Origin of the sequence: Microbulbifer sp. MI-G (assembly GCF_030440425.1) — a bacterium.
Classification (GTDB): domain Bacteria; phylum Pseudomonadota; class Gammaproteobacteria; order Pseudomonadales; family Cellvibrionaceae; genus Microbulbifer; species Microbulbifer spongiae.
Genome location: NZ_CP098023.1, coordinates 2,838,770 through 2,862,943, shown reverse-complemented (window position 1 = coordinate 2,862,943; position 24,174 = coordinate 2,838,770). Strand labels below are relative to the sequence as shown.

Below are 24,174 nucleotides of genomic sequence, written 5' to 3'. Positions count from 1 at the left end.
CACAATGAGTCTGATCGCGACTTCGCAGCGGACACTGGTAATCGGACTGGGCGCTACCGGAAAATCGGTGGTGCGCTACCTGCTGCGCATGGGTTATGCCCCCGTGGCAGCCGACAGCCGCGACCATCCGCCGGGACTCGAGGGCTTTCGCCGGGAGTTTCCGCAGGTCCCCGTGGAAACAGGATCACTGAACCCCGATACGGTGCTGGCGGCCAGCGAAATTATTGCCAGCCCCGGCATTGCGCTGGCCGAGCCCGTATTGCAGCGCGCCATGAGCGATGGTATCCCGGTGATCGGGGATATCGAGCTGTTTGCACGAGCGCTCTCCAGAGAAAAAACCTCGGTAAAGCTGGCAGCGGTCACTGGCTCAAATGGCAAAAGCACGGTGACCACCCTGCTTGGCAGGATGGCGGAAGCGTCCGGCAAAACAGTCCGGGTCGGTGGCAATATCGGTGTTCCGGTGCTCGATCTGTTACAGGGACCAATACCGCAATTGTTTGTGCTGGAGCTGTCGAGCTTTCAACTGGAAACCACCTATTCGCTGGCGCCCACAGTGGCCACTGTGTTGAATCTGAGTGCGGACCATATGGACCGCTACCCCAGCATGGTGGAATACCACCGGGCCAAACAGCGGGTTTACCGCCATGCGCAGCAGTTTGTCATCAACCGCGCCGACTCGCTGACCCGGGCGCCTTTGTCTCAGGGTAGATGCGAGTGGAGTTTTGGTCTGGACCCGCCCGACCTGAATCAGTTCGGAATGCGCACTGTCGGTGGCCAGAACTGGCTGGCACAGGGTGCCAAAATCCTGTTACCGGTTGATGCGCTGGCAATGGTTGGCAGGCACAATGTTGCCAACGCGCTGGCCGCTTTGGCGATGGGCAATGCCATCGGTCTGCCCATGGAGGCCATGCTGTCGGTGCTGCGCACATTCAGGGGCCTGCCCCATCGCTGTGAGCGGACCGCTGACCTGGATGGCGTTGTCTATGTAAACGACTCCAAAGGCACCAATGTCGGCGCAACGCAGGCGGCGCTGGATGGATTGGCAACAGCCACCAGCAAGATAGTGCTGATTGCTGGCGGCGATGGCAAAGGGGCAGATTTTTCCGCGCTGAGCAACAGCGTTAGCGCATTGCGCGCGATGGTGTCCATTGGCACAGACGGTGACAGGGTCGCGCAGGTTTTTGCGGGTAAGTGTGTCATCCGCCGTGCGGCCAGCATGACCGAGGCCGTGGCACTGGCTCGATCCCTGGCGCACAGAGGCGACTATGTACTCCTGTCCCCGGCCTGTGCCAGCTTCGACATGTACCGCAATTTTGAAGCCCGCGGCGAGGATTTCCGCCAGGTGGTAGCGTCGCTCTGTGAAAGCGCTGGAGGTGCGGAGTGAACGCGTTGTTTTCGTCCCCTCAAAAGCGCGATTTCTTCGATGGGCTTTTACTGTTTAGTGTGCTGGCACTGGTCAGTATCGGTGTGGTGATGGTGGCTTCCTCCTCTATTGCCTTTGCCTCGGATGTATACGCAGACCCCTGGTACTTTCTCAAGCGGCACCTGGCTTTTCTGGCGATTGGAGGCATGGTGGCACTGGTTGTGAGCCAGATTCCCCTGGCGATCTGGTCGCGCCTGTCCTGGCCGCTGTTGTTGTTTGCCTGTCTGCTACTGATTGCGGTTCTGGTACCGGGTATCGGCCGAGAGGTGAATGGCAGCCGGCGCTGGCTGGTGTTTGGTGGTATCACCATTCAACCGGCAGAAGTGGCCAAGTTCTGTATGCTGGTTTTCTTCGCCAGTTTTTTGACTCGCCGCAACAGGCAGCTGCACCACTGGAGCAGTTTTATGGTACCGGTGACGGTGCTCGGGATCTTTGCGCTGTTACTGCTCATGCAGCCGGATTTCGGCTCGGTTGTGGTGTTATCCGGCACGGTACTGGCAATGGTTTTTCTCGGCGGTGCGCGCTTGCCGCACACCTTTTTACTGGTGTTGGCGGCAGCCAGCGGTCTGGCCTTAATGGCCCTGATGAGCCCCTATCGTTTACAGCGGTTGCTGACATTTCTGGATCCCTGGGGAGATCAATTTGCCAGTGGCTACCAGCTCACCCAGTCGCTGATCGCTTTTGGTCGCGGTGAATGGTTTGGGGTTGGCCTGGGTAACAGTGTGCAGAAACTGTTTTATTTGCCCGAGGCGCATACGGATTTTATTTTTGCCATCCTCGCCGAGGAGTGGGGTATGTTGGGAGGATTGGCTGTAATCGGCCTTTTTGTGGTGCTGACCTGTGCACTGTTGCAACTGGTGTGCAAGGCGCTGGTGCGGCAGAACTTTTTTGCCGCTCTGCTGGCTTTTGGTATGGCATTTCTGTTGGCGGGGCAGGCATTTGTGAATATGGGGGTGGCTTCGGGCCTGTTGCCCACCAAGGGGTTGACGCTGCCGTTTGTCAGTTCCGGTGGCAGTAGTCTGATAGTGTGTTGCGCGCTGTTGGGATTGGCAGTACGTATCAGCGGCGAGCTGCGCCCGAAGGCCGAGGGCCAGGGGCTTTTGCAGCAACTGCCGGTATTTTCCTGGCGCCGGACCGGGAGCCGGGGACACAGTAGGAGGGCGGTTTGATGTCCCGGGAAAGAAGCGCCTTTTCGGGTAAACGCTTGTTACTGATGGCGGGCGGCACCGGGGGACATGTCTTCCCGGCACTGGCGGTGGCCCAGGCCCTGCGGGAGCAGGGGGCCAGAGTTGAATGGCTGGGCACCCGGCATGGCATTGAAGCGCGGTTGGTGCCACCGGCCAACATCCCGCTGCACTGTATTGCAGTAGAAGGGGTGCGCGGCAAAGGCAGGCTGGCCCTGCTGAAGGCGCCTGTGCAGATTGCGCGCGCTGTGCGTCAGGCGCGTGCGGTGATCGGAAAGGTACAGCCCGATGCTGTGCTCGGATTCGGAGGATTTGTTACCGGGCCCGGCGGTGTAGCGGCGCGCCTCAGCGGTAGGCCGCTGATTATTCACGAGCAAAATGCCGTGGCAGGCACCACCAATAAGCTGCTTTCCCGTATTGCCAACCGGGTGCTCGAGGCGTTTCCCAGCGGTTTGCCGCGGGCCCGGCAAGTGGGCAACCCGGTGCGTCGTGAAATTGTCCAGTTGCCGGCGCCGCAATTGCGTATTGGCACCGAGTCGCCGCTCCGTCTGCTGGTGCTTGGTGGCAGTCTCGGAGCGGCTGCCATTAACGCAATGGTGCCAGAAGCCGTTGCCTTGCTGCCGCCGTCACTGCGCCCAAAGGTGGTGCACCAAGCGGGTGAGCGCCACCTGGCGTTGGCTCGGGAGGCCTACCGGGCAGCCGGTGTAGCGGCAGAGGTTGTGCCGTTTATTGGCGATATGGCCGAGGCATACAGCGCTGCCGACTTGATCTTGTGCCGTGCGGGAGCGCTCACGGTGTCGGAAATTGCCGCGGCCGGTATCGGTGCGATTATGGTGCCTTTTCCTTTTGCGATAGACGACCACCAGACGCGCAATGGGCAGTGGTTGCAGGATGCGGGGGGGGCGATTGTGATTCAGCAGCGCGAGATGGATGCGCAAAAGCTGTCGGAGCTTCTGCGGACATTATTGTCGGATCCGCAAAAACTGCTGGAGATGGCGCAGGCCGCGCGGAGAGTAGCGAAAGTCGATGCAACGCAGCAGGTGGTAGCCGCCTGTGGAGAGGCGCTGGCGGGATAAAGGAGAACAGTGGGTGAAAGTTGAGAGCCTTTCTTCTGAGTGGGCAAACGCAGATCAAGGTTACGCTGTACCGGCGATGCGCCGTATCCGCCGTATTCACTTTATCGGTGTGGGCGGTGCCGGTATGAGCGGCATCGCGGAGGTATTGCAAAATCAGGGATACGAGGTTTCCGGCTCCGACCTGCGCGAGTCCCCGCTGACCGAGCGATTGCGCAAGCTGGGTGTCAGGGTGGCGATCGGGCACAGCGAGGACAATATCCGGGATGTGGATGTTGTGGTGAATTCATCGGCGATCCAAGCCGATAACCCGGAATTGGCTGCGGCCCTAGAAAAGCGGATCCCGGTAGTGCGCCGTGCGGAAATGCTCGCGGAATTGATGCGCTACCGCTACGGTATTGCCGTGGCGGGCACGCACGGCAAAACCACCACTACCAGCCTGATTGCAGCTATTTTTGCTGCGGATAAAAAGGACCCTACCTTTGTGATCGGGGGCCTGGTTAATGCGGCTGGTGCCAATGCGGCACTCGGGGAGAGTCGCTACCTGATCGCCGAGGCCGATGAGAGCGATGCATCATTTATACACCTGCAGCCGATGGTGACGGTAATTACCAACATCGATGCCGATCATATGGAGACCTATGGGGGGGATTTCGAGCGGGTCAAGCAGATCTTTATTGACTTCGTGCACAACCTGCCATTTTACGGATTGGCGGTGGTCTGCGGTGATGACGCCAATGTCCAGGAGGTGATCCCGAAATTTTCCCGCCCGGTACTGACCTATGGATTTGCTGAGGGGAATGACTTCCGCATCGTCGAGGTCAATCAGGAGCCGTTGTGCAGTCACTTTACCGTGCAGCGCCCCGGAGGGGATCTGCTGCGGGTATCGGTGAACACGCCGGGCATTCACAACGTGCTCAATGCCACAGCCGCGATTGCTGTGGCTGCGGACGAAGGGATCAGTGACGAGGCCATTCGCAGGGGCCTGGAAGGTTTTCAGGGCGTGGGCCGGCGCTTTCAGATTTTTGGACATTTTTCCATAAGTGACGACAGCAGCGCGGCAAAAGTCATGCTGGTGGATGACTATGGCCACCATCCTCGGGAGGTGGCCGCAACCATCAAGACGGTGCGCGATGGCTGGCCGGACAGGCGCCTCGTGATGATTTACCAACCGCACCGCTATACCCGCACCCGGGATCTGTTTGAAGATTTCGTTCAGGTCCTGTCCGGCGTGGACAAATTAGTTTTGCTGGATGTATACAGCGCGGGCGAAGCGCCTATAGCCGGTGCCGATGGGCGCACACTAGCGCGCAGCCTGCGCAACCGCGGCCAGGTCGATCCGATTTTTGCCGAGACAATCGACCAGGTGCCGCCGGTATTGGCGGATCTTCTCGAACCGGGCGATGTGGTTCTGACCCAGGGCGCGGGCAATGTGGGCGCTTTGTCTCAGAAGTTGGCACAGTGGCGCCTGGGCGAGAAAACTGCCGGGGTCTGAGTGGTGAAGCGCACAGGAAAGCAGCCCACGAAAAAATTGGGCAGACCTGTACGCGGAGCCCGACCCATAGCCGCTCAGAAAACTACCGCACGCGGTATTGTCTGGCGCTTTGGCGTGACTTTGATACTCGCTGTGAGTCTGGCTTGCGGGCTGCTTTATGGCGGCCACTGGTTGAGGCAGAGACTTCAGGTGGTGCCACTGGGGAAAATGGATGCACTGGAGCAGGTAGAGGTCCGCGGGGTTTTTAACGCAGTGCACGAGGTGCAGTTAAAGGAAATACTGCTGCCTTATTTGCAGGCCGGTTTTTTTTCCGTGGATATCCGCGCGATGCAATCGGCGCTGTTGGCCAATCCCTGGGTCACCTCGGCGTCAGTCCGTCGACGCTGGCCGAGAGGGGTTCTGGTAGAGATTGCGGAAGCACAGCCCCTCGCGGTATGGGGAGGTGACCGGTTGCTGGTTGCGAGCGGGGCATTATTGCCAAGACCGGCACACATGCATGTGAAAGCACTGCCCGAACTCGCCGGGGATGAGTTGCTGGTGGGACAGATTATGACGCAGTACCAAGCCCTGGCGGGAATACTGACTTCCCGGGATATGGAAGTCAAACGGTTGTCATTTGACGACCTGAGTGGCTGGCGTCTGGAATTGGTATCGGGAATTGAATTAAAACTGGGGCATGACGCGCTGCTGGAACGGGTCAACCGCTTTCTCCTCCTGAGCCGCGGATTGCTCGCGCCGCATTTACACAAGGTGGCCGGGGTGGATACCCGCTATGGCAATGCAGTAGCGGTTCAGTGGAAGAATGGACAGAAGTAAACAGGGAGGCGGCGAGGGCTGCAGTTGAAAATGTGGTTTAACAGTGAAGGTGGTATTCCTGCGGGTTTTTATTGGCGAGGCCGGGCACACTGCCCTGCGAGGTTGGTAGCAATATGACACAAGTATCCGATCAGCGCATGATGGTGGGACTGGATATCGGCACTTCCAAGGTGGTCGCCATTGTGGGCGAGGTTTCCGCTGATGGCGAACTCAATATTGTCGGTATCGGTTCCCATCGCTCTACTGGAATGAAAAAGGGTGTGGTGGTGAATATCGAATCCACCGTGCAATCCATCCAGCGCGCGGTGGAAGAGGCGGAACTGATGGCGGGTTGTGAAATTCACTCCGTATATGCCGGCATCGCGGGCAGCCATATTCGCAGCCTGAACTCCCACGGTATTGTCGCCATCAAGGACCGGGAGGTGACCCAACAGGATCTCGACCGGGTGATAGATGCGGCGCGGGCGGTCGCTATTCCGGCGGACCAGAAGATTCTGCACACGCTCCCCCAGGAGTATCTGATCGATAACCAGGAGGGAGTGAAAGAACCTCTGGGCATGTCCGGGGTACGCCTGGAGGCGAAAGTGCACCTGGTCAGCGGTGCGGTCAATGCTGCGCAGAATATTGAAAAATGTATCCGCCGCTGTGGACTTGAGGTTGAGGATGTCATTCTGGAGCAACTGGCTTCCAGTTATGCAGTGCTGACCGAGGATGAGAAAGAGTTGGGGGTGTGCATGGTGGATATCGGCGGAGGCACAACCGATATCGCCGTATTTACCGGCGGCGCGATTCGTCACACCGGGGTGATACCCATCGCCGGGGACCAGGTGACCAACGATATCGCCATGGCACTGCGCACACCGACACCGCATGCAGAGGAGCTGAAAATCAAATATGCCTGCGCGCTGGCCAAACTTGCCCGGGAGGGCGAGACCATCAAGGTGCCGAGTGTGGGCGACAGGGCGCCCAGGGATTTGTCCCGGCAAGCCCTGGCGGAAGTGATAGAGCCCCGTTACGACGAATTGTTCACTCTGGTGCAGGCCGAACTGCGCCGCAGTGGTTTTGAGGACCTGTGCGCGGCGGGTGTGGTGTTGACCGGTGGCTCTCCGAAGATGGAGGGTGCCGTTGAACTGGCCGAGGAGATTTTCCATATGCCGGTGCGGCTTGCCGTCCCCCAGGGAATTTCCGGGCTCACCGATATTGTGAACAATCCAATCTACTCCACCGGGGTTGGATTATTGATGTACGCGATGCAGCAGGAAGAGGCCGCAGAAGGCAAAATGCCGCCCGCGCACAACGAAAACCAGTGGTGGGACAAAGTGAAGCACTGGTTTCGCGGCAATATGTAATAGCGTGCAACCAGAATTAGCCGCCCCGGGAGAGATTTTTTTCGGCGCGGCAGTAGAATTCGACATGAGCAAGAAAGGGGAACAGCAATGTTCGAACTAGTTGATAGTGTACAGGACAAACCTGTCATCAAGGTAATTGGTGTCGGCGGCGGCGGCGGCAATGCCGTGAAGCAGATGATTGCCAGCAATGTGGAAGGTGTGGATTTTATCTGCGCAAACACCGACGCCCAGGCCCTGAAAGATATCCAGGCGCAAACCATTTTGCAATTGGGCAGTTCCATCACCCGCGGTTTGGGTGCCGGTGCCAATCCCGATATTGGCCGCCAGTCGGCTCTGGAGGATCGCGACCGGATTGCCGAGGTATTAAGCGGTGCGGATATGGTATTTATCACCGCGGGCATGGGTGGCGGTACCGGAACCGGCGGTGCTCCGGTGGTTGCCGAGGTCGCTAAAGAACTCGGCATTCTCGCCGTAGCGGTTGTCACCCGCCCGTTCAAGATCGAGGGGCGCAAGCGCACCGTGGTGGCCGAGGAGGGTATCCTCGAACTGCGCGACAAGGTCGACTCGCTGATCACTATTCCCAACGACCGCCTGCTGGAGGTGCTGGGCAGCAAGATCACCATGAAGTCCGCCTACAAGGAGGCCGACAACGTATTGCTCGGCGCCGTGCAGGGCATTGCCGACCTGATGATCCGCCCGGGCATTATGAATGTGGACTTTGCCGATGTGCGCACCGTGATGTCCGAAATGGGCATGGCCATGATGGGTTCCGGTTCCGCTATCGGCGAAAGCCGCGCGCGTGAAGCCGCGGAAAAAGCCGTGCGCAGCCCGTTGCTGGACAATGTAAACCTGTCCGGTGCCCGCGGTATTCTGGTCAACATCATCACCGGCAGTGAAGAGTCCGGCTGCCAGGAGCTGACCCTGGGGGAGTACTCGGAAGTTGGAGAGATTGTGCAGGAGATCGCCTCTGACGAAGCCACCGTGGTGATTGGCACTGCGGTAGACGACAAACTCGGCGATGAGATGCGGGTAACGGTTGTCGCAGCGGGTCTGGGGGAGGGCACTCCGTCCTCGCGCCCGGCCAAAGTGGTGGACAACGGCCGCCGCGGGGAGGCCCGCGAGCCGGCCCGCGAGATGCGCGAACCCCACAGCGCCGCCGGTCTGTCCCCGCGGGAGAGTACAGATCCCCGCCCGCGCCTGGACGCCGAGCGCCCCAGACGCCCGGCACCGGCGCCAAGCCCGGCGGATACCGATATGGAATACCTGGATATTCCGGCCTTCCTGCGCCGCCAGGCCGACTGAGTGTCGGCACCGCAGGGGCTTCACTGCTCATGTCCATCCGGCCCCCGAGTCGGGTGCCGCCTCTGTGGTGGGACTTTCCCGGATCCAGAACGGGTCCGGGAGGGCATTGTGTATCTTGAGACAGATCCTGGATCAAGATCGAAAACTGAACCGGCCTCCCCTCTTCAGCCCGGCTGGGCTTTTATAACCCAACGACTTAGCCGCCCCGTGCCATATTTCCCTGGCAATCCACGCTGTCGATGAATAATTAACAATTTTTTACAGCGCCTGCGGCACTCAAGCACATAGAATGTTGTCTTATTGCCAAATGATGTGGCGCTCCAATCCTTGCTTGATCTATCCTCAAAGAGTGGTAGCGGCGTGTTGAGATGACCGCCTGCCCTGAATTGGTATTGGCGTCGCAATTGTGCTAGCATCGGCTGCTTGCCGCTTGGCCCACCGACGGGGAAAACACAGTTTCATGATCAAACAGCGCACGCTTAAGAATGCTATTCGCGCCACTGGTGTAGGTCTTCACTCTGGCAAAAAAGTGGTTCTCACCCTCAAGCCCGCCCCCGTAGACAGCGGCATCGTGTTCCGCAGAACGGACCTGGACCCGGTGGTGGAGATTGAGGCCCTGGCGGAAAATGTGGGCGACACCCTGCTGTCCACAACTCTGGTGAAAGACGGTGTACGCATTGCGACTGTAGAGCACCTGCTCTCGGCAATGGCGGGGCTGGGGATCGACAATGCCATTGTCGAGCTGTCCGCCCAGGAAGTCCCCATTATGGACGGCAGCGCCGGTCCGTTTGTGTTTTTGATCCAGTCCGCCGGCATCCAGGAGCAGTCTGCACCGAAAACATTCCTGCGCATCAAAAAGCCGGTTACAGTAGAAGAAGGCGACAAAACTGCCAGCTTTGTCCCGTTCGACGGCTTCAAGGTGACCTTCACCATCGACTTTGATCACCCGGTATTCCAGGGGCGCAACCTGACCTCCTCGGTGGACTTTTCCAGTACCTCCTTCGTCAAGGAGGTGAGTCGTGCGCGCACTTTCGGTTTTATGCATGAAATCGAATACTTGCGTTCCAAGGGTTTGGTGCAGGGCGGTTCCGTCGACAACGCTATTGTGATCGACCAGTACCGTATTCTGAATGAAGGTGGATTGCGGTATGAAGACGAATTTGTGAAACACAAGATTCTGGACGCCATTGGTGATTTGTACCTGCTTGGCACCAGCCTGATCGGTGAGTTTAAGGCCTTTAAATCCGGCCATGCGCTCAACAACAAATCACTGCGCCACCTGATGGCGCAGAAAGATGCCTGGGAAATGGTAACTTTCGAGAGCGAGCAGGAAGCGCCCATCTCCTACGTAAAGCCGATACTGGCAGTTTGATCCCCCGGCGGGAAGCGGGCATGATAGAGCCGCTTCTCTTTTGGCGGCAGCTGCACAACCGGTGATTGGCGCGCTGTGCGCCGCAGTGCCGGGATTCCTGGCAGGGATAATCAAAACTATAGAATGTCGACTTTCCCCCGCTTGCTATGAAAATCATTCTCGTCAACGAACGCGGCGCAACCCGCAGCTTCAATTTTGGTGGCTTGAGTAAAGCGCTGCTGGGGCTGTGCTTGCTCGGTCTCCCGGTGGGTGCCTTTTTGCTTGGCACAAATCTGTCGGTGGTGGAGACCGACCTGTTCGATGCGCGCACTGCCAAGGCGTGGGAGCGGGCCCTGCGCAAGCAGCAGGAGGAAATCGGGGCGGCCGACCGGGCGGCGCGGGAGCAGCTGGTGGCGCTGACGGTAAAACTGGCGGAGTTGCAGGCGCGCCTCACCCGTCTCGATGCGCTGGGTGAGCGCCTCACCGCCGCCGCCAACCTGGATGAGGGGGAATTTCAGTTCGGCACCCCTCCGGCGCTCGGCGGTCCGGAAGACCCCCAGGTAGCCGGTGCCTCCGAACTGCCCTACCAGTCCCCCGGATTCCTCGATGTAATCGATGATCTGTCGCAGCAGATTGATGACCGGCAGATGCAGCTCGAGATGCTCGAGTCCCTGATGGCGAACCTCAAGCTCGAGGACGAGCAGTTTATTGCCGGGCGCCCGATTACCAAGGGGTGGATGTCTTCCCGCTACGGTTATCGCACGGACCCCTTCACCGGGCGCCGCACCTGGCACAAGGGAGTGGATTTTGCCGGCAAAATGGGCTCCGATGTGGTCTCCGTCGCCGCCGGTGTGGTGACCTGGGCCGATGAACGGCACGGCTATGGCCAGTTGGTGGAAATCAATCACGGCAATGGCTATTCAACCCGCTACGGCCACAACAGCGCCCTCAAGGTTGGCCTTGGGGACGTGGTGAGAAAAGGGCAGGTCATTGCCCAGATGGGTTCCAGCGGGCGCTCTACCGGCCCCCATGTACACTTCGAAATCTTCAAGAACAATCGCGCCGTCGACCCGGCCAGCTATATCCGTCGCACCGGCAGATAGCAACTACGCTTCCCATACGCGCAAGCGCTGGCAACCGGCATCGGAGTTGCCAGCATCAGCGCCTTCCTGTTTACTTGCACCCCTCGCATAAAGGAGCGTCGGTGCAGCACACTGCCCAGCATTCGCACTGACAGTGCACATAAGATAAGTGGTTTCAAGACAATGATTGGCAAACTGATTAAATCGGTCTTTGGTTCTAAAAATGATCGCGAGCTGAAGCGCATGCGGCGGGTCGTGGACAAAATCAACGCGCTGGAGGGGGCGTTCCAGAAGCTGGACGACTCGGCGCTGCGCGCCAAAACGGCACAATTCCAACAGCGCCTTGCGGACGGGGAAACGCTCGACCAGCTCCTGCCGGAGGCCTTCGCTGCGGTGCGTGAAGCCAGCCGCCGCACATTGGGCCTGCGCCATTTTGATGTGCAGCTGATCGGTGGCATGACCCTGCACGAGGGACGCATTGCAGAGATGCGCACCGGTGAGGGCAAGACCCTGGTGGCAACCCTGCCCGCCTACCTGAATGCCCTGGAGGGCAAGGGGGTGCATATTGTCACGGTGAACGACTACCTTGCCTCGCGGGATGCCAACTGGATGCGCCCCGTATATGAGTTTCTCGGCCTGAGTGTGGGGGTGATTGTTTCCCAGCAGCAACCCGACGAGAAAAAAGCCGCCTACCAGGCAGATGTCACCTACGGCACCAACAACGAGTTCGGCTTCGATTACCTGCGCGACAATATGGTGCTGCGCAAGGAGGACCGCACCCAGCGCCCACAGAATTTTGCCATCGTGGACGAGGTGGACTCCATCCTGATCGACGAGGCGCGCACACCGCTGATCATTTCCGGTGCCGCCGAGGATTCCTCCCACCTGTATACCGCCATGAACAAGCTGGTGCCACAGTTGTCTCGTGCCGAGGAGGGCGGCGAGGGCCACTACACCGTGGACGAGAAAACCCGCCAGGTGGAGTTGACCGAACAGGGGCACCTGCTGATTGAAGAGCTGCTTTCCCGTTCCGGCCTGATGAAGGAGGATGAATCCCTCTATGCCCCCGGCAACCTGGGGCTGCTGCACCATGTTCACGCCGCGCTGCGCGCCCATGTGCTGTTCAGCCGGGATGTGGACTACATCGTACAGAATGGCCAGGTTGTTCTGATTGACGAGCACACCGGCCGCACCATGCCGGGGCGCCGCCTTTCCGAAGGCCTGCACCAGGCCCTGGAGGCGAAAGAGAGGGTACAGATCCAGAGCGAGAGCCAGACACTCGCCTCCACCACGTTTCAGAACCTGTTTCGCTTTTACCCCAAACTGGCCGGCATGACGGGTACCGCGGATACCGAAGCATTCGAATTCCAGCAGATTTACGCGCTGGACGTGGTGGTGATTCCCACCAACGTGGCGGTTTTGCGCGAAGACCGCAATGACCTGGTGTACCTGAGCAAAGAGGAGAAGATGGAAGCCATCATCGAGGATATCAAGCACTGCCGCGAAAAGCAGGCGCCGATCCTGGTGGGTACCGCTTCCATCGAAACTTCCGAGGAGATGTCGCGCCGGTTGCAGAGAGCAGGTATCAAGCACCAGGTGCTAAACGCAAAATATCATGAACGCGAAGCGCAAATTATCGCCCAGGCGGGCCGCCCCGGAACCGTCACTATCGCCACCAATATGGCCGGCCGCGGGACCGATATCGTGCTCGGCGGCAACTGGGAAGCCGAGGTGGCAGCGCTCGGCCAGGAGCGAAGCCGTGAACTCAGCGAGGCCGAGATTGCTGCGGTGAAGGAAGACTGGCAGAAGCGCCACGATCAGGTCATTGAAGCGGGGGGCCTGCATATTGTCGGCACCGAGCGCCACGAGTCCCGCCGCATCGACAATCAGCTGCGCGGTCGCGCCGGACGCCAGGGCGATCCCGGTGTCACTCGTTTCTACCTATCCCTGGAAGACAACCTGATGCGTATCTTCGCCTCAGACCGGGTCAAGCACTTTATGCAGATGCTGGGTATGGAGCGCGGTGAAGCTATTGAGCACCGCATGGTATCCAATGCCATCGAAAAGGCCCAGCGTCGCGTTGAGGGTCGCAATTTCGATATCCGCAAGCAGCTGCTGGAATACGATGATGTGGCCAATGACCAGCGCCAGGTGATCTACGGCCAGCGCAATGAACTGCTGGAAGCGGACAGCATCAGCGATACCATCACTGCCATTCGCTCGGATGTGGTGAACGGAATGATTTCCGCCTCGGTGCCGCCCCAGAGTGTGGAGGAGCAGTGGGATATCCCTGCGCTGGAGCAGCAGCTGGCCGGAGAACTGGGTATTGAACTGCCGGTGCAGCAATGGCTCGATGCGGACCGCACCCTGCATGAAGAAAGTCTGCGCGAAAAGATCATCAGTGCGGCCCAGGAGGCCTATGTGGGCAAAGTGGTGCGGATCGGCGAATCCTCCGGCGATGCCAACCTGATGCCCACCATAGAGCGGCAGATTATGCTGCAGGTGCTGGACCAGCTCTGGAAGGAGCATCTCTCCAGTATGGATCACCTGCGAGCGGGCATCGGCTTGCGCGCCTACGCCAACAAGAACCCCAAGCAGGAGTTCAAACGCGAGTCTTTCCACCTGTTCCAGAGTATGCTGGAAAATCTCAAGCATGAAGTGGTGCGCATCCTCGCCCATGTGGAGCCCATGACCCGCGAACAGATGGAGGAGATGGAGCAGCGCCGCCTGGAGGAGCAGCGCAGGCAACAGTTGGAGTTGCGCCACGCCCAGGCCTCGGCACTGGGGGAGAGCGCGCCGCAGCAACAAGCCGCTCCTGCCCGTCGCGGGCCCAAAGTGGGCCGCAACGACCCCTGCCCCTGTGGCTCCGGCAAAAAATTCAAGCAGTGCCACGGTAGGCTGGCTTCCCCCACCCAAAGCTCTTAGTCCCGTGGATGAGAGCATCTGGCAAGCCAGTGAAAACCCCCTGCCAATTGCAGGGGGGTTTTTTGGCAATCAGGAAAGCATAATCTGCGGAATGAAACCTGTATACCGCAGAAAAAATCGGAAAGGGCTTGTCAGACGCCCGGATCACTTTGATAATGTTGCTTTTTATGCCCCGACCAGGCCCTGCAAGCCCTGCGCCGGGGCAGCCCGCGAGTGTGACCGCCATGGCCCAATCACCACTGCCCCCCGTGAAGGGGGTACGCCTTGCCAGCGTCCCCGCCAGTCTCCAAGACTGGCAGCGCGATGACCTGTTGCTGGTCGAAATTGACAAAGGCGCCGCTGTCTCTGCTGTGTTTACACAAAATCCCTTTGCTGCAGCGCCGGTGGTGGTGGCCAGGGAACACCTCCGCCGGGGGCGGATTCGCGCCCTGCTGGTGAATGCCGGCAGCGCCAATGCCGCCACCGGGGCGCGCGGGCTCAAGGATGCACGGGCCTGCTGTGCCGCCGTGGCCGAGACCCTGGCCGTGCGCCCGGAACAGGTTCTGCCTTTTAGCACCGGCGTCATCGGCGAGCACCTGCCGCTGCAGAAACTGCTGGACGCTATTCCCCCAGCCGCCGCGCAGTTGTGCCAGCGGGGCTGGGATTGCGCCGCACAGGCAATCCTCACCACCGACACTCGCGCCAAAACTGCCAGCCGCACCCTGGAGATCAACGGTGAGCAGCTTACCGTTACCGGCATCGCCAAGGGTGCCGGTATGATCCAGCCGAATATGGCCACCATGCTCGCCTATGTCGCCACCGATGCCGCCATTGCCCAGTCCTTGCTGGATACTCTGGCGAAAGAGGCGGTGGGGGCTTCCTTCAATCGCATCTGTGTGGACGGGGATACCTCCACCAACGATGCCTGTGTCCTGATTGCCACGGGTGCGGCGGGCGGGCCGGATATAACACCCGGGGATGCGGGTTATCGCGCCCTGCGCCAGGCCATCACAGAGGTCCATATCGCCCTCGCCCAGGCGATCGTGCAAGACGGAGAGGGGGCCAGCAAGTTTGTCACCGTGCAGGTGACGGAGGCGAAAAGCCCCGAGGAGGCCCTGGCGGTAGCCTTTGCCGTGGGCCGCTCGCCGCTGGTCAAAACCGCCCTCTACGCCTCGGACCCGAACTGGGGGCGGCTGGTGATGGCCATTGGCAATGGCATACGGGGCGGATTGGATACCCGGCGGGTGCATATCTCCCTGGACGAGGTAGCGGTGGTGGAGGCTGGCAGCCGCGCCCTGGCTACCGGGAGGCCCAGGGCGCGGCGGTGTTCGCCAAAGCGGCCTTTACCATCCATATTGCACTGGGCCGCGGCCACTGCAGTGAGCATATCTGGACCTGTGACTTCTCCCACGGGTATGTCACCATCAATGCCGAATACCGGTCCTGAGGAGTCACCGTGGAGGAAACCGTGCATGTTGCCGTTGGGGTGGTGGTGCGCAGCGACGGCAAAATCCTGATCGCCCGCCGCCTCCGGCACCAGCATATGGGAGGGTGCTGGGAATTTCCCGGAGGCAAGGTGGAAGCGGGGGAAAGTGTCCAGCAGGCCCTTTGCCGCGAACTGCGCGAGGAAGTGGCCATCGCAGTGCGCACACTGGAGCCGCTGGTGGCCATCCGCCATGCCTACCGGGAAAAAACCGTGTTGCTGGATACCTGGCAGGTCACGGCGTTTTCCGGCCAGGCTGAGGGCCGGGAGGGCCAGGAGATTGCCTGGGTGGCATTGCGGGCACTGGACCAGTACCACTTTCCCGATGCCAATCGGGGAATAATCACTGCGCTCAAAAGGGCGCGACCAGGTACGGCACACAGCGCCCGGGGACGGTAATCCAGCCGCTTGTGAACCAGCTTGTACTTGGCTAGTGCCTGGGTTGGTCCGGGCCTGGTCCGGCCCCCGGCACCTCGCCGCAGACCGGTTCGCCCGCTATCCTGTGCCCTTCACTGGCCCATTCGCCCAGGTCGATCAACTTGCAGCGCTCGCTGCAAAACGGCCTGAAAGGAAACCGGTCACTCCACGCGATGGGTGTCTTGCAGGTGGGGCAGTTACAGGTGGGGGCGGCTTTGCGTTTGTTCATGGAGACTAGGATACCGGTAATTGGTGGGCTGGTCATCTGAATGTGCGCCCCGGTAGTTAGGGTGTGGCAGCGGCCAATTGCAGATAGCGGTTGTGCAGAGTTTCCACCTGGGCCTGCAATGCCGCCAAACCGGCTGCATTGTCCAGTACATCGTCGGCTTGTGCCAGGCGCTGCTCCCGGCTCAGCTGCGCTGCCATGACCTTGCTGACATGTGCCCCGGAACAACTGTCCCTGGCGCAGGCGCGGGCAATCTGCAGGGATTCGGGCAGGTCGATCACACAGATCCGGTCTACCAGCTGATCCTGGCCCGACTCTATCAGCAGGGGGGATTCCAGAATGGCGTAGGGCCCCGGGCTCCGATTGAGTGCGGTGCTGATTTCCTCCCGGATCAACGGATGCAGCAACTGCTCCAGCCAGGCCCGCTCGGCGGGATCGTCAAATACCCGGGTACGCAGTGCGGCCCGGTCCAGGGCGCCGTTTTCAAGCAGTATGGCGCCACCAAAGTGCCGGGCGATCTCCTCCAGGGCCGGTTGGCCCGGCTGCACCACCACCCGTGCGGCCCAGTCCGCATCCACAACAGGAATACCCAATGCGCGGAAGCACCCGGCAGCGGCCGACTTGCCACTGCCGATACCACCGGTCAGGCCAACCCTAAACAAGGTATTGTCTCCCCTGGTGAAACCCGGAGCCCAGTGTACGGCAAGTTGTCGGGTCTGCCCAAGGGCACAGGGGCATCAGTGGTCGAGGCCGGCAAAGTTCAGGTACCAGTGCAGTATCCGCTCCCCCCACAGCATGGCAATCCAGCCGGCGCCGGCCAGGTAGGGGCCAAAGGCCATGGGCAGGTTGCGGTCGCGCCCCGCCACCAGGCTCCAGGTGATCCCGACTACAGCGCCCACCGCTGCCGAGAGCAGGATCACCATGGGCAGCACCTGCCAGCCAAACCAGGCCCCGATGGCGGCCAAGATCTTGAAGTCCCCGGCGCCCATGCCCTCCTTGCCGGTGACCAGCCTGAAGCCGTGAAACACCAGCCACAGGGCGCCGTAGCCCGCCGCGGCCCCGATCACCGCATCTTCCAGGGGCACAAACAGGCTCTGGAGGTTGATCAGCAGCCCGGCCCACAGCAACGGCAGGGTAATACTGTCAGGCAGCAGTTGCTTGTCGAAGTCGATAGCGGTCAGGGCCACCAGGGCCCAGGTCAACCCACAGCCCGCCAGGGCCTGCCAGGTAAAGCCCAGCTGCCAGACCACAACCGCAGTCAGGACCCCGGTGACCAGCTCCACCAGGGGATAGCGGACGGAAATGCCAGCACCGCAGGCGGCGCAGCGGCCGCGCAGAAGCAGATAGCTGATCACCGGGACGTTTTGCCAGGGTTTGATTTCCGCTCGGCAGTGGGGACAGCGGGAACGGGGCTGCATCAGATTGAATGGAGCGGCGAGGGCTTTCTGCTCCGCAGCATCCAACTGGATATCAAAGTAGCGAAAACACTCCCGCTTGTAGTCCCGTTCCATCATCTCGGGCAGGCGGAGAATCACCACATTGAGAAAACTGCCGATCAACAGGCCGAGAAGAAAAGCGCTGCTTATGAGCAGTGCTATATTATTTACCAAGGTGTGTTACCTATCTATCCTTAAATTACATTTCCAAGATTGAAAATTGGAAGGTACATGGCAACCATCAGACCACCGACCAGCACTCCAAGAACTGCCATGATCATAGGTTCAAGGAGGGTGGTGAGGTTGTCAATCAAATTGTCTACGGCTTCTTCATAAAAGTCAGCGGCTTTAGAAAGCATTTCGTCTAGAGCACCAGACTCTTCACCAATCGCTGTCATCTGAACTAACATAACTGGGTAAAGGCCAGACTCGCGCATGGCAGCGTTGAGGGGGATACCAGTGGCAACAGAATCCCTGATTTTGAGCGTTGCTTCCTCATAAATAGAATTTCCCGTTGCTCCAGCAACGGACTTAAGCGCATCAATTAGAGGGACACCGGCGGCAAAGGTGGTTGACATGGTACGGGCAAACCGAGCGGCAATAGAGTTATATGTGATATTGCCTAATATGGGCAGCTTGAGCACAAGCCTGTCAAAAGCTTCTGCGATGCGTTTGTTGCGTTTTTTGGCTTCAATTAATCCACCTATAAGACCAACTGTCACAAGTAAAGCAAAGAACCAGTTTGCTTGCATCCACTCGGATATGCTTACGACTAAAAGAGTAAAGGCGGGAAGGTCGGCTCCAAAACCAGAAAAGGTTTCGGCAAATTGTGGGACTACTTTGATTAATAGAATTGAAGTGACAATAATTGCTATCACAATAACAGCAATGGGGTAGGTCATTGCCTTTTTGATTTTTGCTTTCAAAGACTCAGTTTTTTCTTTATAGGTGGCAATACGATCCAGCATTGTCTCCAGAGCACCGGATTGTTCACCAGAAGCGACAAGATTGCAAAATAGGTTATCAAAATGAAGAGGGTGTTTACGGAGTGCATCGGCAAAGGCGGTGCCCGAGGCCACATCGTCTCGAATCTTGTAGATCAGTTCTTTCAAGCCTTGGTTATCCAGGCCATCGGCGACGATCTCAAAGCTCTGGACCAACGGCACCCCTGCTTTCATCATGGTAGCCATCTGGCGGGTAAACAGGGCGATATCCGCGGGCTTGACTTTTTTCTTGCCGCCGCCGAACAGTGGTTTCGGTTTCTTCTGCACGCGGTTGGCGATAATGCCCTGCTTGCGCAATTGCGCCTTGACCAGCGCCGCGCTGGTGCCGCTGATCTCCCCCTGGACCTTGGCCCCTTTGCTATCCACGCCTTTATAGAGGTAGGCGACCGCTGTGGCGTTGGCCATAAATGCTATTCCTGCTTGTTATTTCACTGTGGCAATCAAAATTCCGGCACACTTGTGCAGTTGCTGGCTTGGCGTGAGTGGCCAGGGCATCCAGTTTTATACTGTAACTTATCCAGCTCTCTTTGGGGCAGAAGATACAATAGGGGGACATTTAATCCTTGGTCACCCGGTTGGCCTCCTCCAGGCTGGTAATGCCCATGACCACTTTGCGCAAAGCCGAGGTCCTCAGGTTGTTGAAGCCCTCCTCGCGGGCCTGGTCGGCAATCTGAATCGAGTTGCCGCCCTCCATTATAATTCTGGAGATGCCATCGGTAATGCGAACCACTTCATACACCCCCACGCGTCCCTTGTAGCCTTTGGAGCAGTGCTCGCAACCCACCGGCTGGAACAGCGTCCAGGTGTTTTTGGGGAGGGTCACTGCGGCAAAGCCCTCTGCCGACAGTACCTCATGTGGCAGTGTGACGGGTTTTTTGCACTCATTGCACAGCCGCCGTGCCAATCGCTGGGCGATAATCACACTCACCGAGGTGGCGATATTAAAGGTGGGCACACCCATATTCATCAAGCGCGTGAGGGTTTCCGGGGCCGAGTTGGTGTGCAGGGTGGACAACACCAGGTGCCCGGTCTGTGCGGCCTTGATGGCAATCTCGGCGGTCTCCAGGTCGCGGATCTCCCCTACCATCACGATGTCCGGGTCCTGGCGCAGGAAGGAGCGCAGGGCCTCGGCAAAGTCCAGTCCCACCTTGGCGGAGACATTCACCTGGTTGACCCCCTCCAGGTTGATTTCCACCGGGTCTTCCGCGGTGGAGATATTGCGTTCCGGGGTGTTGAGAATATTGAGCCCGGTGTAGAGGGACACGGTTTTGCCGGAACCGGTGGGGCCGGTCACCAGGATCATGCCCTGGGGCTGGGCCAGGGCGTCCATATACAGTTGTTTTTGCTCCTCTTCATAGCCCAGTGCATCGATACCCAACTGGGCGGAAGAGGGGTCCAGAATCCGCAGCACGATCTTTTCCCCCCACAGGGTGGGCAGGCTGTTGACGCGGAAATCGATGGCCTTGGTTTTTGACAGCTTCATCTTGATGCGCCCATCTTGGGGTACGCGCCGTTCGGAGATATCCATTTTCGACATCACCTTCAGGCGCGCGGAGAGGCGGGGTGCCAACTGGATGGGGGGTTTGGCCACTTCGTGCAGTACGCCATCGGTGCGGAAGCGGACCCGGTAGGTTTTTTCGTAGGGCTCGAAGTGAATATCCGAGGCGCCGCTGCGTATCGCATCCAGAAGCACCTTGTTCACAAAGCGTACAACAGGGGCCTCGTCACCGCCGGGTTCTTCGTCATCTTGTGCCGGCTCGTCGCTGCCCACCTCCAGGGCGTCCAGCGCTTCGTCGTCCATGCCCTCCAGGCCCGCACCCATATCGCTGTTATGGGACAGGTAACTCTCGATGGCTTTCGCCAGCTTGTCCGCCTCCACCAGCACCGCGTCGGTACTGAGGCCGGTGTTGAAATTGATTTCATCCAGCCCCGCCAGGTTGGTGGGGTCTGCCACGGCCACAAACAGGCGGTTGCCCCGCTGGTAAAGGGGCAGGGCAAAATGTTTGGCGATCAGTTTTTCATCGACGACTTCCCTGGGGATCAGCTCGAAGTTGTAACTGCCAAGCTCAAACAAGGGGGTGCCAAAGGCTTGGGCGGCAATCCCGGCAAGCTCGCGGGCCTTGACCAGTTTGGCCTCCACCGCGTGCTGGGCAAAGGTCTGGTTTTCCCGCCGCGCCGCCTGGGTGGCAGCAGCAGCCGTGGTTGCGTCGAGAATCTGGTCTGCCACCAGGCGTTTGGCCAGGCCGCTGAGGGGGGGAGCTGTCATGGAATACACCGCCGCAAAAAGTTACCGAACCCTTGACAAAGAGGAGTGCTATTTTACCCCACTACTTCTGGGTAAAAAGGCCAAGGGTCAGGGCCAAATATAACGAAAGAACCCCTATCAGCCAAACCAAGCTGTATTGGCCGTCAGATAAAAATATAAAATCAATTCGTTAAATATTGACAAATTTTGTCACTGACGGCTGATTCTGGTCAGCTCTTGCTTACCGAGAAACGGCCGCAGACAGGATAAGTGATACAGATCCCATTTATGCCAAAGGCCCTAGGCTTTTGCTTGTCAGAATTGGCACAATCCTTGTATATTGTTTTACGACTTCCTCACGGGATTCACCTTACAAGACAAGTGTATGGAGACGGTTACAATGAAAAAGCAACAGGGTTTTACTCTTATTGAATTAATGATTGTCGTAGCGATTATCGGCATTCTTGCTGCGGTGGCCATTCCGCAATACCAAAATTATGTGGCTAAGTCCCAGGTTAGCCGTGTTATGCAGGAGACAGCAGCTTTGAAAACAGCGATTGAAACCTGTTTACTGGAGGGGATTACCACTGAGGCCAATTGTGCGCTTGGTTGGACCGAGAGTAATCTGTTGCTCGGTACTGGTGGTGGTAGCGGCTCTGGTTCAACCCGAGCCAACACAACAGGATTAGTAATTGCATTTAGTTCCACAGCTGATACCACTATTACAGCAAAATTTGGCCAGCAAGCTGCAACCGCTCTAAGTGGCAAAGAGCTAATCTGGACTCGTACCAATAAAGGAGTTTGGAGCTGCGCTACTGATGTTGATGATGAATATCGACCTTCAAGCTGTGATGAAAAGTCAGGTTAAGTGATAAAAGCCAAAGTTTGCAGTACAGATAGTATTTAATACTGCATACAAGAAGGGCACCTTTGGTGCCCTTTTTCTTGGGTAAAAATGGAGCAAAAGTGCTAAAAAGGATCGTAATTTATACTTTAATTTTATTTTTTATGGGCCTGCCAACTTTTTTTTGGGTTACATATAGATTGGAGGTCAAGAGGGCTTTTTATCCCATAGAGTCTGCAGCAGCTTATTTTACTATTCAGTGCTCTGAAGTTGCGCCAGGCTGGATGTATGAAGCTTTGGAGTATGCAATTTTTGAAGGGTGGGCCCTTGCCAATCAGCTGGCATATGTTTCACCCGAAGGCGAATTGCATCATTGTGAAAGTGGCTGGTTAGGGCCAGTAATATTCTCTTCAAAAATTGATAAAAATACGCGCTTCCGTTTTGCAAGTATGTCTAAGTTATTTGTCGCAGATACCGCGCTAGAATTCATTAATGATGAACTTTTAAAATTGGATGATGATTTAATTAAATTTCTCCCTGCTTTGAATGAGGTTCAAGATCGACGTGTAGAGCAAATTAAGGTGGAACAACTTCTTACGCACTCGGCCGGTTTTGACCGAGAGAGAAGTGGCGATCCAATGTTCACACCTTGGAGAAAACCATGGTGTCCATATCAGCCCGAAAGATTAGCAAGTCTTACGTTAGATTTTTATCCTGGTGAACGCTTTGTATACTCTAACCTGGGATACTGTTTTCTTGGTATTGTAGTAGAGCAAGTATCGGGACAAGAATTTAAAGACTTAATATCAACTAGATATGCGCTCAAAAGTAAGCGCGTTAAGTTTGTAGAGAATGAATACTTCCCTGATGAAGTGGAGTACGATTTTCGCAATAGTAATTTTTTTGGTAGAGAGTATACAAGTAGTTTCGATTTTCATGCCTTATCTTCATCGGCGGGACTAAGCGGGAATGCATCTGCGCTTGCCGATAAAGTGAATATTATGCTATCAAGAAAGCCTTTGAATTTGCTTTCCGGATTTCCTGTTAAAAATTGCGATGTTGGGCTCCTAGAGAATTGCTTTGGGTACGGTTTATTTGAATATCGACTCGATGATCAATCCTTTTCTGTTTATATACAATCAGGTCATTTGTTCGGGATGGCGGGTTCTGTGGTAATTGATGAGTTTGGAGGAGTGACAGTTCGGCTGGGGAATGGAGCGCCAAATGGTCCTGCAAATGATGGTATGAATAAATTTCTGTATAAGACACTGGCTAACTATTATAACCAGTATTAACAATGAATGAGCCAGTCAAGCTTAAATCTTATTTTCCACATTTGGATGGATTAAGAGCCATAGCAATTGCAATGGTTGTACTTTTCCATGCGGGTGTTCCTGGATTTTCTGGTGGGTTTGTCGGGGTTGATATTTTTTTTGTTCTCTCTGGATATTTGGTAACGCGGAGTCTTCAGCGTGAACCAAAACTTCTTGAATTCTATAAAAAAAGGGCAAGACGTCTAATGCCTGCTCTTTCACTAATGCTAATGGTTTATCTATTGGTCTTTTATTCTATAAGACCGAACTATCCCCATTTGCGGGATGCTGCCATTGCTTTTTTTTATCTTTCCGACTATGCGGCAGCTTATGGAGATATTCCAGACTATCTAAAGCATACCTGGAGCCTATCAGTTGAAGAGCAATTTTATTTAATATGGCCGTTATTGTTTTTATACTTAAAGCCAAAATTGTGGCATATTATATTTGCCTATGTTTTTTTTTCTGCATGGAGGTGGGTCCAAAATGACTGGGTAGTTACCTATTATAGTTTTGATACTCGTCTTTCAGCTTTGTTGTTGGGGTGCGCCCTTGCACATTGGAAAATTAAACCATTGGCAACCTCTTGGCTGCCATTGATTTTGCTTGGGCTTTGTTGTTTCCACTATTATAGTAAAGATCCTTTTTTTCAGGATTGGGGTGTGATGATTGTAGAGATATCCTCAGCCCTGACTATTATTTTTCTGCCTCCAGGATGGCTTTTGAATCGCTTCTTGATTTATTTTGGGAGGATTTCTTACGGTATTTATTTGTGGCATTATCCAGCAATTCGTATCGCTCAGGAATTTAATGCGACTTGGCCTGTTTTATTGTTGGTGGGGGCCGTTATAGGTATAGGTGGGGCTATGCTATCTTATCACTTTTTAGAATCAAGATTTCTTGAAAATGGGAGAGGAAAAACGTTAGTTGCTACAAGGAAGGCTATTCTGTAAATGAACAGATAACTTTTCCGCCAATATTTTTCTGGCAAATCTTATTTATCAAGTTCTACTTGTTTAGCAGTGGTCTAGATAAATTAAACTCGTGAGAAGGACTGATTAGCCCAAGATGCACGCTCTTGATTGTGTTTATACAATTTTAAATATTTTGTTTTCAATTGAGATCTGGCAAAGGTAGCGAATTTGTAGGGAGAGTTATTGGGTGAGTGTAGAAAAGCGAAGTGATGTCAAAAGTGTTCCTCTTTTAAGATTGAGCACGCATGCCAAA

19 protein-coding genes and 1 pseudogene are annotated in these 24,174 nt (G+C 56.7%); 15 read left to right on the top strand and 5 right to left on the bottom strand.

Annotation, left to right across the window (positions count from 1 at the left end):
• Nucleotides 1-4: 4 nt before the first annotated feature.
• The 12 genes and pseudogenes from murD to mutT all read left to right on the top strand — a co-directional run bounded on the left by murD (nucleotide 5) and on the right by mutT (nucleotide 15,861).
• Nucleotides 5-1,384, top strand: coding sequence for a UDP-N-acetylmuramoyl-L-alanine--D-glutamate ligase (gene murD / locus M8T91_RS11985; protein ID WP_301414398.1), 1,380 nt, complete (start codon nucleotides 5-7; stop codon nucleotides 1,382-1,384).
• Complete coding sequence (gene ftsW, locus M8T91_RS11980) at nucleotides 1,381-2,592, top strand: putative lipid II flippase FtsW (RefSeq protein WP_301414397.1); 1,212 nt, start codon at nucleotides 1,381-1,383, stop codon at nucleotides 2,590-2,592. Before murD ends, ftsW begins: the two co-directional genes overlap by 4 nt.
• On the top strand, nucleotides 2,592-3,683 hold the full coding sequence (gene murG, locus M8T91_RS11975) for an undecaprenyldiphospho-muramoylpentapeptide beta-N-acetylglucosaminyltransferase (protein ID WP_301414396.1): 1,092 nt from the start codon (nucleotides 2,592-2,594) through the stop codon (nucleotides 3,681-3,683). The genes ftsW and murG overlap by 1 nt, the downstream gene beginning before the upstream one ends.
• A gap of 76 nt (nucleotides 3,684-3,759) precedes the next feature.
• Complete coding sequence (gene murC, locus M8T91_RS11970; protein ID WP_301419087.1) at nucleotides 3,760-5,175, top strand: UDP-N-acetylmuramate--L-alanine ligase; 1,416 nt, start codon at nucleotides 3,760-3,762, stop codon at nucleotides 5,173-5,175.
• Entirely contained in the window at nucleotides 5,176-5,991 is an 816-nt protein-coding gene (locus tag M8T91_RS11965) for a cell division protein FtsQ/DivIB (protein WP_301414395.1), read from the top strand.
• A 113-nt stretch (nucleotides 5,992-6,104) separates the two neighbouring features.
• On the top strand, nucleotides 6,105-7,340 hold the full coding sequence (gene ftsA, locus M8T91_RS11960; RefSeq protein ID WP_301414394.1) for a cell division protein FtsA: 1,236 nt from the start codon (nucleotides 6,105-6,107) through the stop codon (nucleotides 7,338-7,340).
• 87 nt (nucleotides 7,341-7,427) lie between these two features.
• The gene (gene ftsZ / locus M8T91_RS11955) at nucleotides 7,428-8,642 is read left to right on the top strand and encodes a cell division protein FtsZ (protein WP_301414393.1); all 1,215 of its coding nucleotides are present in this window, start codon (nucleotides 7,428-7,430) and stop codon (nucleotides 8,640-8,642) included.
• Nucleotides 8,643-9,102: 460 nt separating this feature from the next.
• The gene (lpxC, locus tag M8T91_RS11950) at nucleotides 9,103-10,014 is read left to right on the top strand and encodes a UDP-3-O-acyl-N-acetylglucosamine deacetylase (protein WP_301414392.1); all 912 of its coding nucleotides are present in this window, start codon (nucleotides 9,103-9,105) and stop codon (nucleotides 10,012-10,014) included.
• 146 nt (nucleotides 10,015-10,160) lie between these two features.
• Nucleotides 10,161-11,096: a M23 family metallopeptidase gene (locus M8T91_RS11945; RefSeq protein WP_301414391.1), complete on the top strand. Its 936-nt coding sequence runs from the start codon at nucleotides 10,161-10,163 to the stop codon at nucleotides 11,094-11,096.
• Nucleotides 11,097-11,258: 162 nt separating this feature from the next.
• A complete protein-coding gene (secA, locus tag M8T91_RS11940) occupies nucleotides 11,259-14,000 on the top strand; it encodes a preprotein translocase subunit SecA (protein WP_301414389.1) in 2,742 nt (913 codons plus the stop codon).
• Nucleotides 14,001-14,224: 224 nt separating this feature from the next.
• Nucleotides 14,225-15,426: pseudogene (gene argJ / locus M8T91_RS11935) on the top strand (bifunctional glutamate N-acetyltransferase/amino-acid acetyltransferase ArgJ).
• Nucleotides 15,427-15,447: 21 nt separating this feature from the next.
• Entirely contained in the window at nucleotides 15,448-15,861 is a 414-nt protein-coding gene (mutT, locus tag M8T91_RS11930) for an 8-oxo-dGTP diphosphatase MutT (protein WP_301419085.1), read from the top strand.
• 31 nt (nucleotides 15,862-15,892) lie between these two features.
• Here the strand turns inward: mutT and M8T91_RS11925 are convergent, their stop codons facing one another.
• The 5 genes from M8T91_RS11925 to pilB form a co-directional block, all read right to left on the bottom strand.
• Nucleotides 15,893-16,144, bottom strand: coding sequence for a DNA gyrase inhibitor YacG (locus tag M8T91_RS11925; RefSeq protein WP_436970301.1), 252 nt, complete (start codon nucleotides 16,142-16,144; stop codon nucleotides 15,893-15,895).
• A 20-nt stretch (nucleotides 16,145-16,164) separates the two neighbouring features.
• Complete coding sequence (gene coaE / locus M8T91_RS11920) at nucleotides 16,165-16,767, bottom strand: dephospho-CoA kinase (protein WP_301414388.1); 603 nt, start codon at nucleotides 16,765-16,767, stop codon at nucleotides 16,165-16,167.
• 75 nt (nucleotides 16,768-16,842) lie between these two features.
• Nucleotides 16,843-17,715 carry a prepilin peptidase gene (locus M8T91_RS11915; RefSeq protein ID WP_301414387.1) on the bottom strand — a complete coding sequence of 291 codons (873 nt, stop codon included), beginning with the start codon at nucleotides 17,713-17,715 and terminating at the stop codon, nucleotides 16,843-16,845.
• A gap of 20 nt (nucleotides 17,716-17,735) precedes the next feature.
• Nucleotides 17,736-18,950 carry a type II secretion system F family protein gene (locus tag M8T91_RS11910; RefSeq protein ID WP_301414386.1) on the bottom strand — a complete coding sequence of 405 codons (1,215 nt, stop codon included), beginning with the start codon at nucleotides 18,948-18,950 and terminating at the stop codon, nucleotides 17,736-17,738.
• A 151-nt stretch (nucleotides 18,951-19,101) separates the two neighbouring features.
• A complete protein-coding gene (gene pilB, locus M8T91_RS11905; protein ID WP_301414385.1) occupies nucleotides 19,102-20,811 on the bottom strand; it encodes a type IV-A pilus assembly ATPase PilB in 1,710 nt (569 codons plus the stop codon).
• A gap of 379 nt (nucleotides 20,812-21,190) precedes the next feature.
• Here pilB and M8T91_RS11900 point away from each other — a divergent pair, with 379 nt between their 5' ends.
• The 3 genes from M8T91_RS11900 to M8T91_RS11890 all read left to right on the top strand — a co-directional run bounded on the left by M8T91_RS11900 (nucleotide 21,191) and on the right by M8T91_RS11890 (nucleotide 23,900).
• Nucleotides 21,191-21,658: a pilin gene (locus M8T91_RS11900; protein ID WP_301414384.1), complete on the top strand. Its 468-nt coding sequence runs from the start codon at nucleotides 21,191-21,193 to the stop codon at nucleotides 21,656-21,658.
• Nucleotides 21,659-21,735: 77 nt separating this feature from the next.
• Nucleotides 21,736-22,929 (top strand): serine hydrolase domain-containing protein, encoded by a 1,194-nt coding sequence (locus tag M8T91_RS11895; protein ID WP_301414383.1) that lies wholly within the window; start codon nucleotides 21,736-21,738, stop codon nucleotides 22,927-22,929.
• Nucleotides 22,930-22,931: 2 nt separating this feature from the next.
• Nucleotides 22,932-23,900 carry an acyltransferase family protein gene (locus M8T91_RS11890; RefSeq protein ID WP_301414382.1) on the top strand — a complete coding sequence of 323 codons (969 nt, stop codon included), beginning with the start codon at nucleotides 22,932-22,934 and terminating at the stop codon, nucleotides 23,898-23,900.
• Nucleotides 23,901-24,174 lie beyond the last annotated feature (274 nt).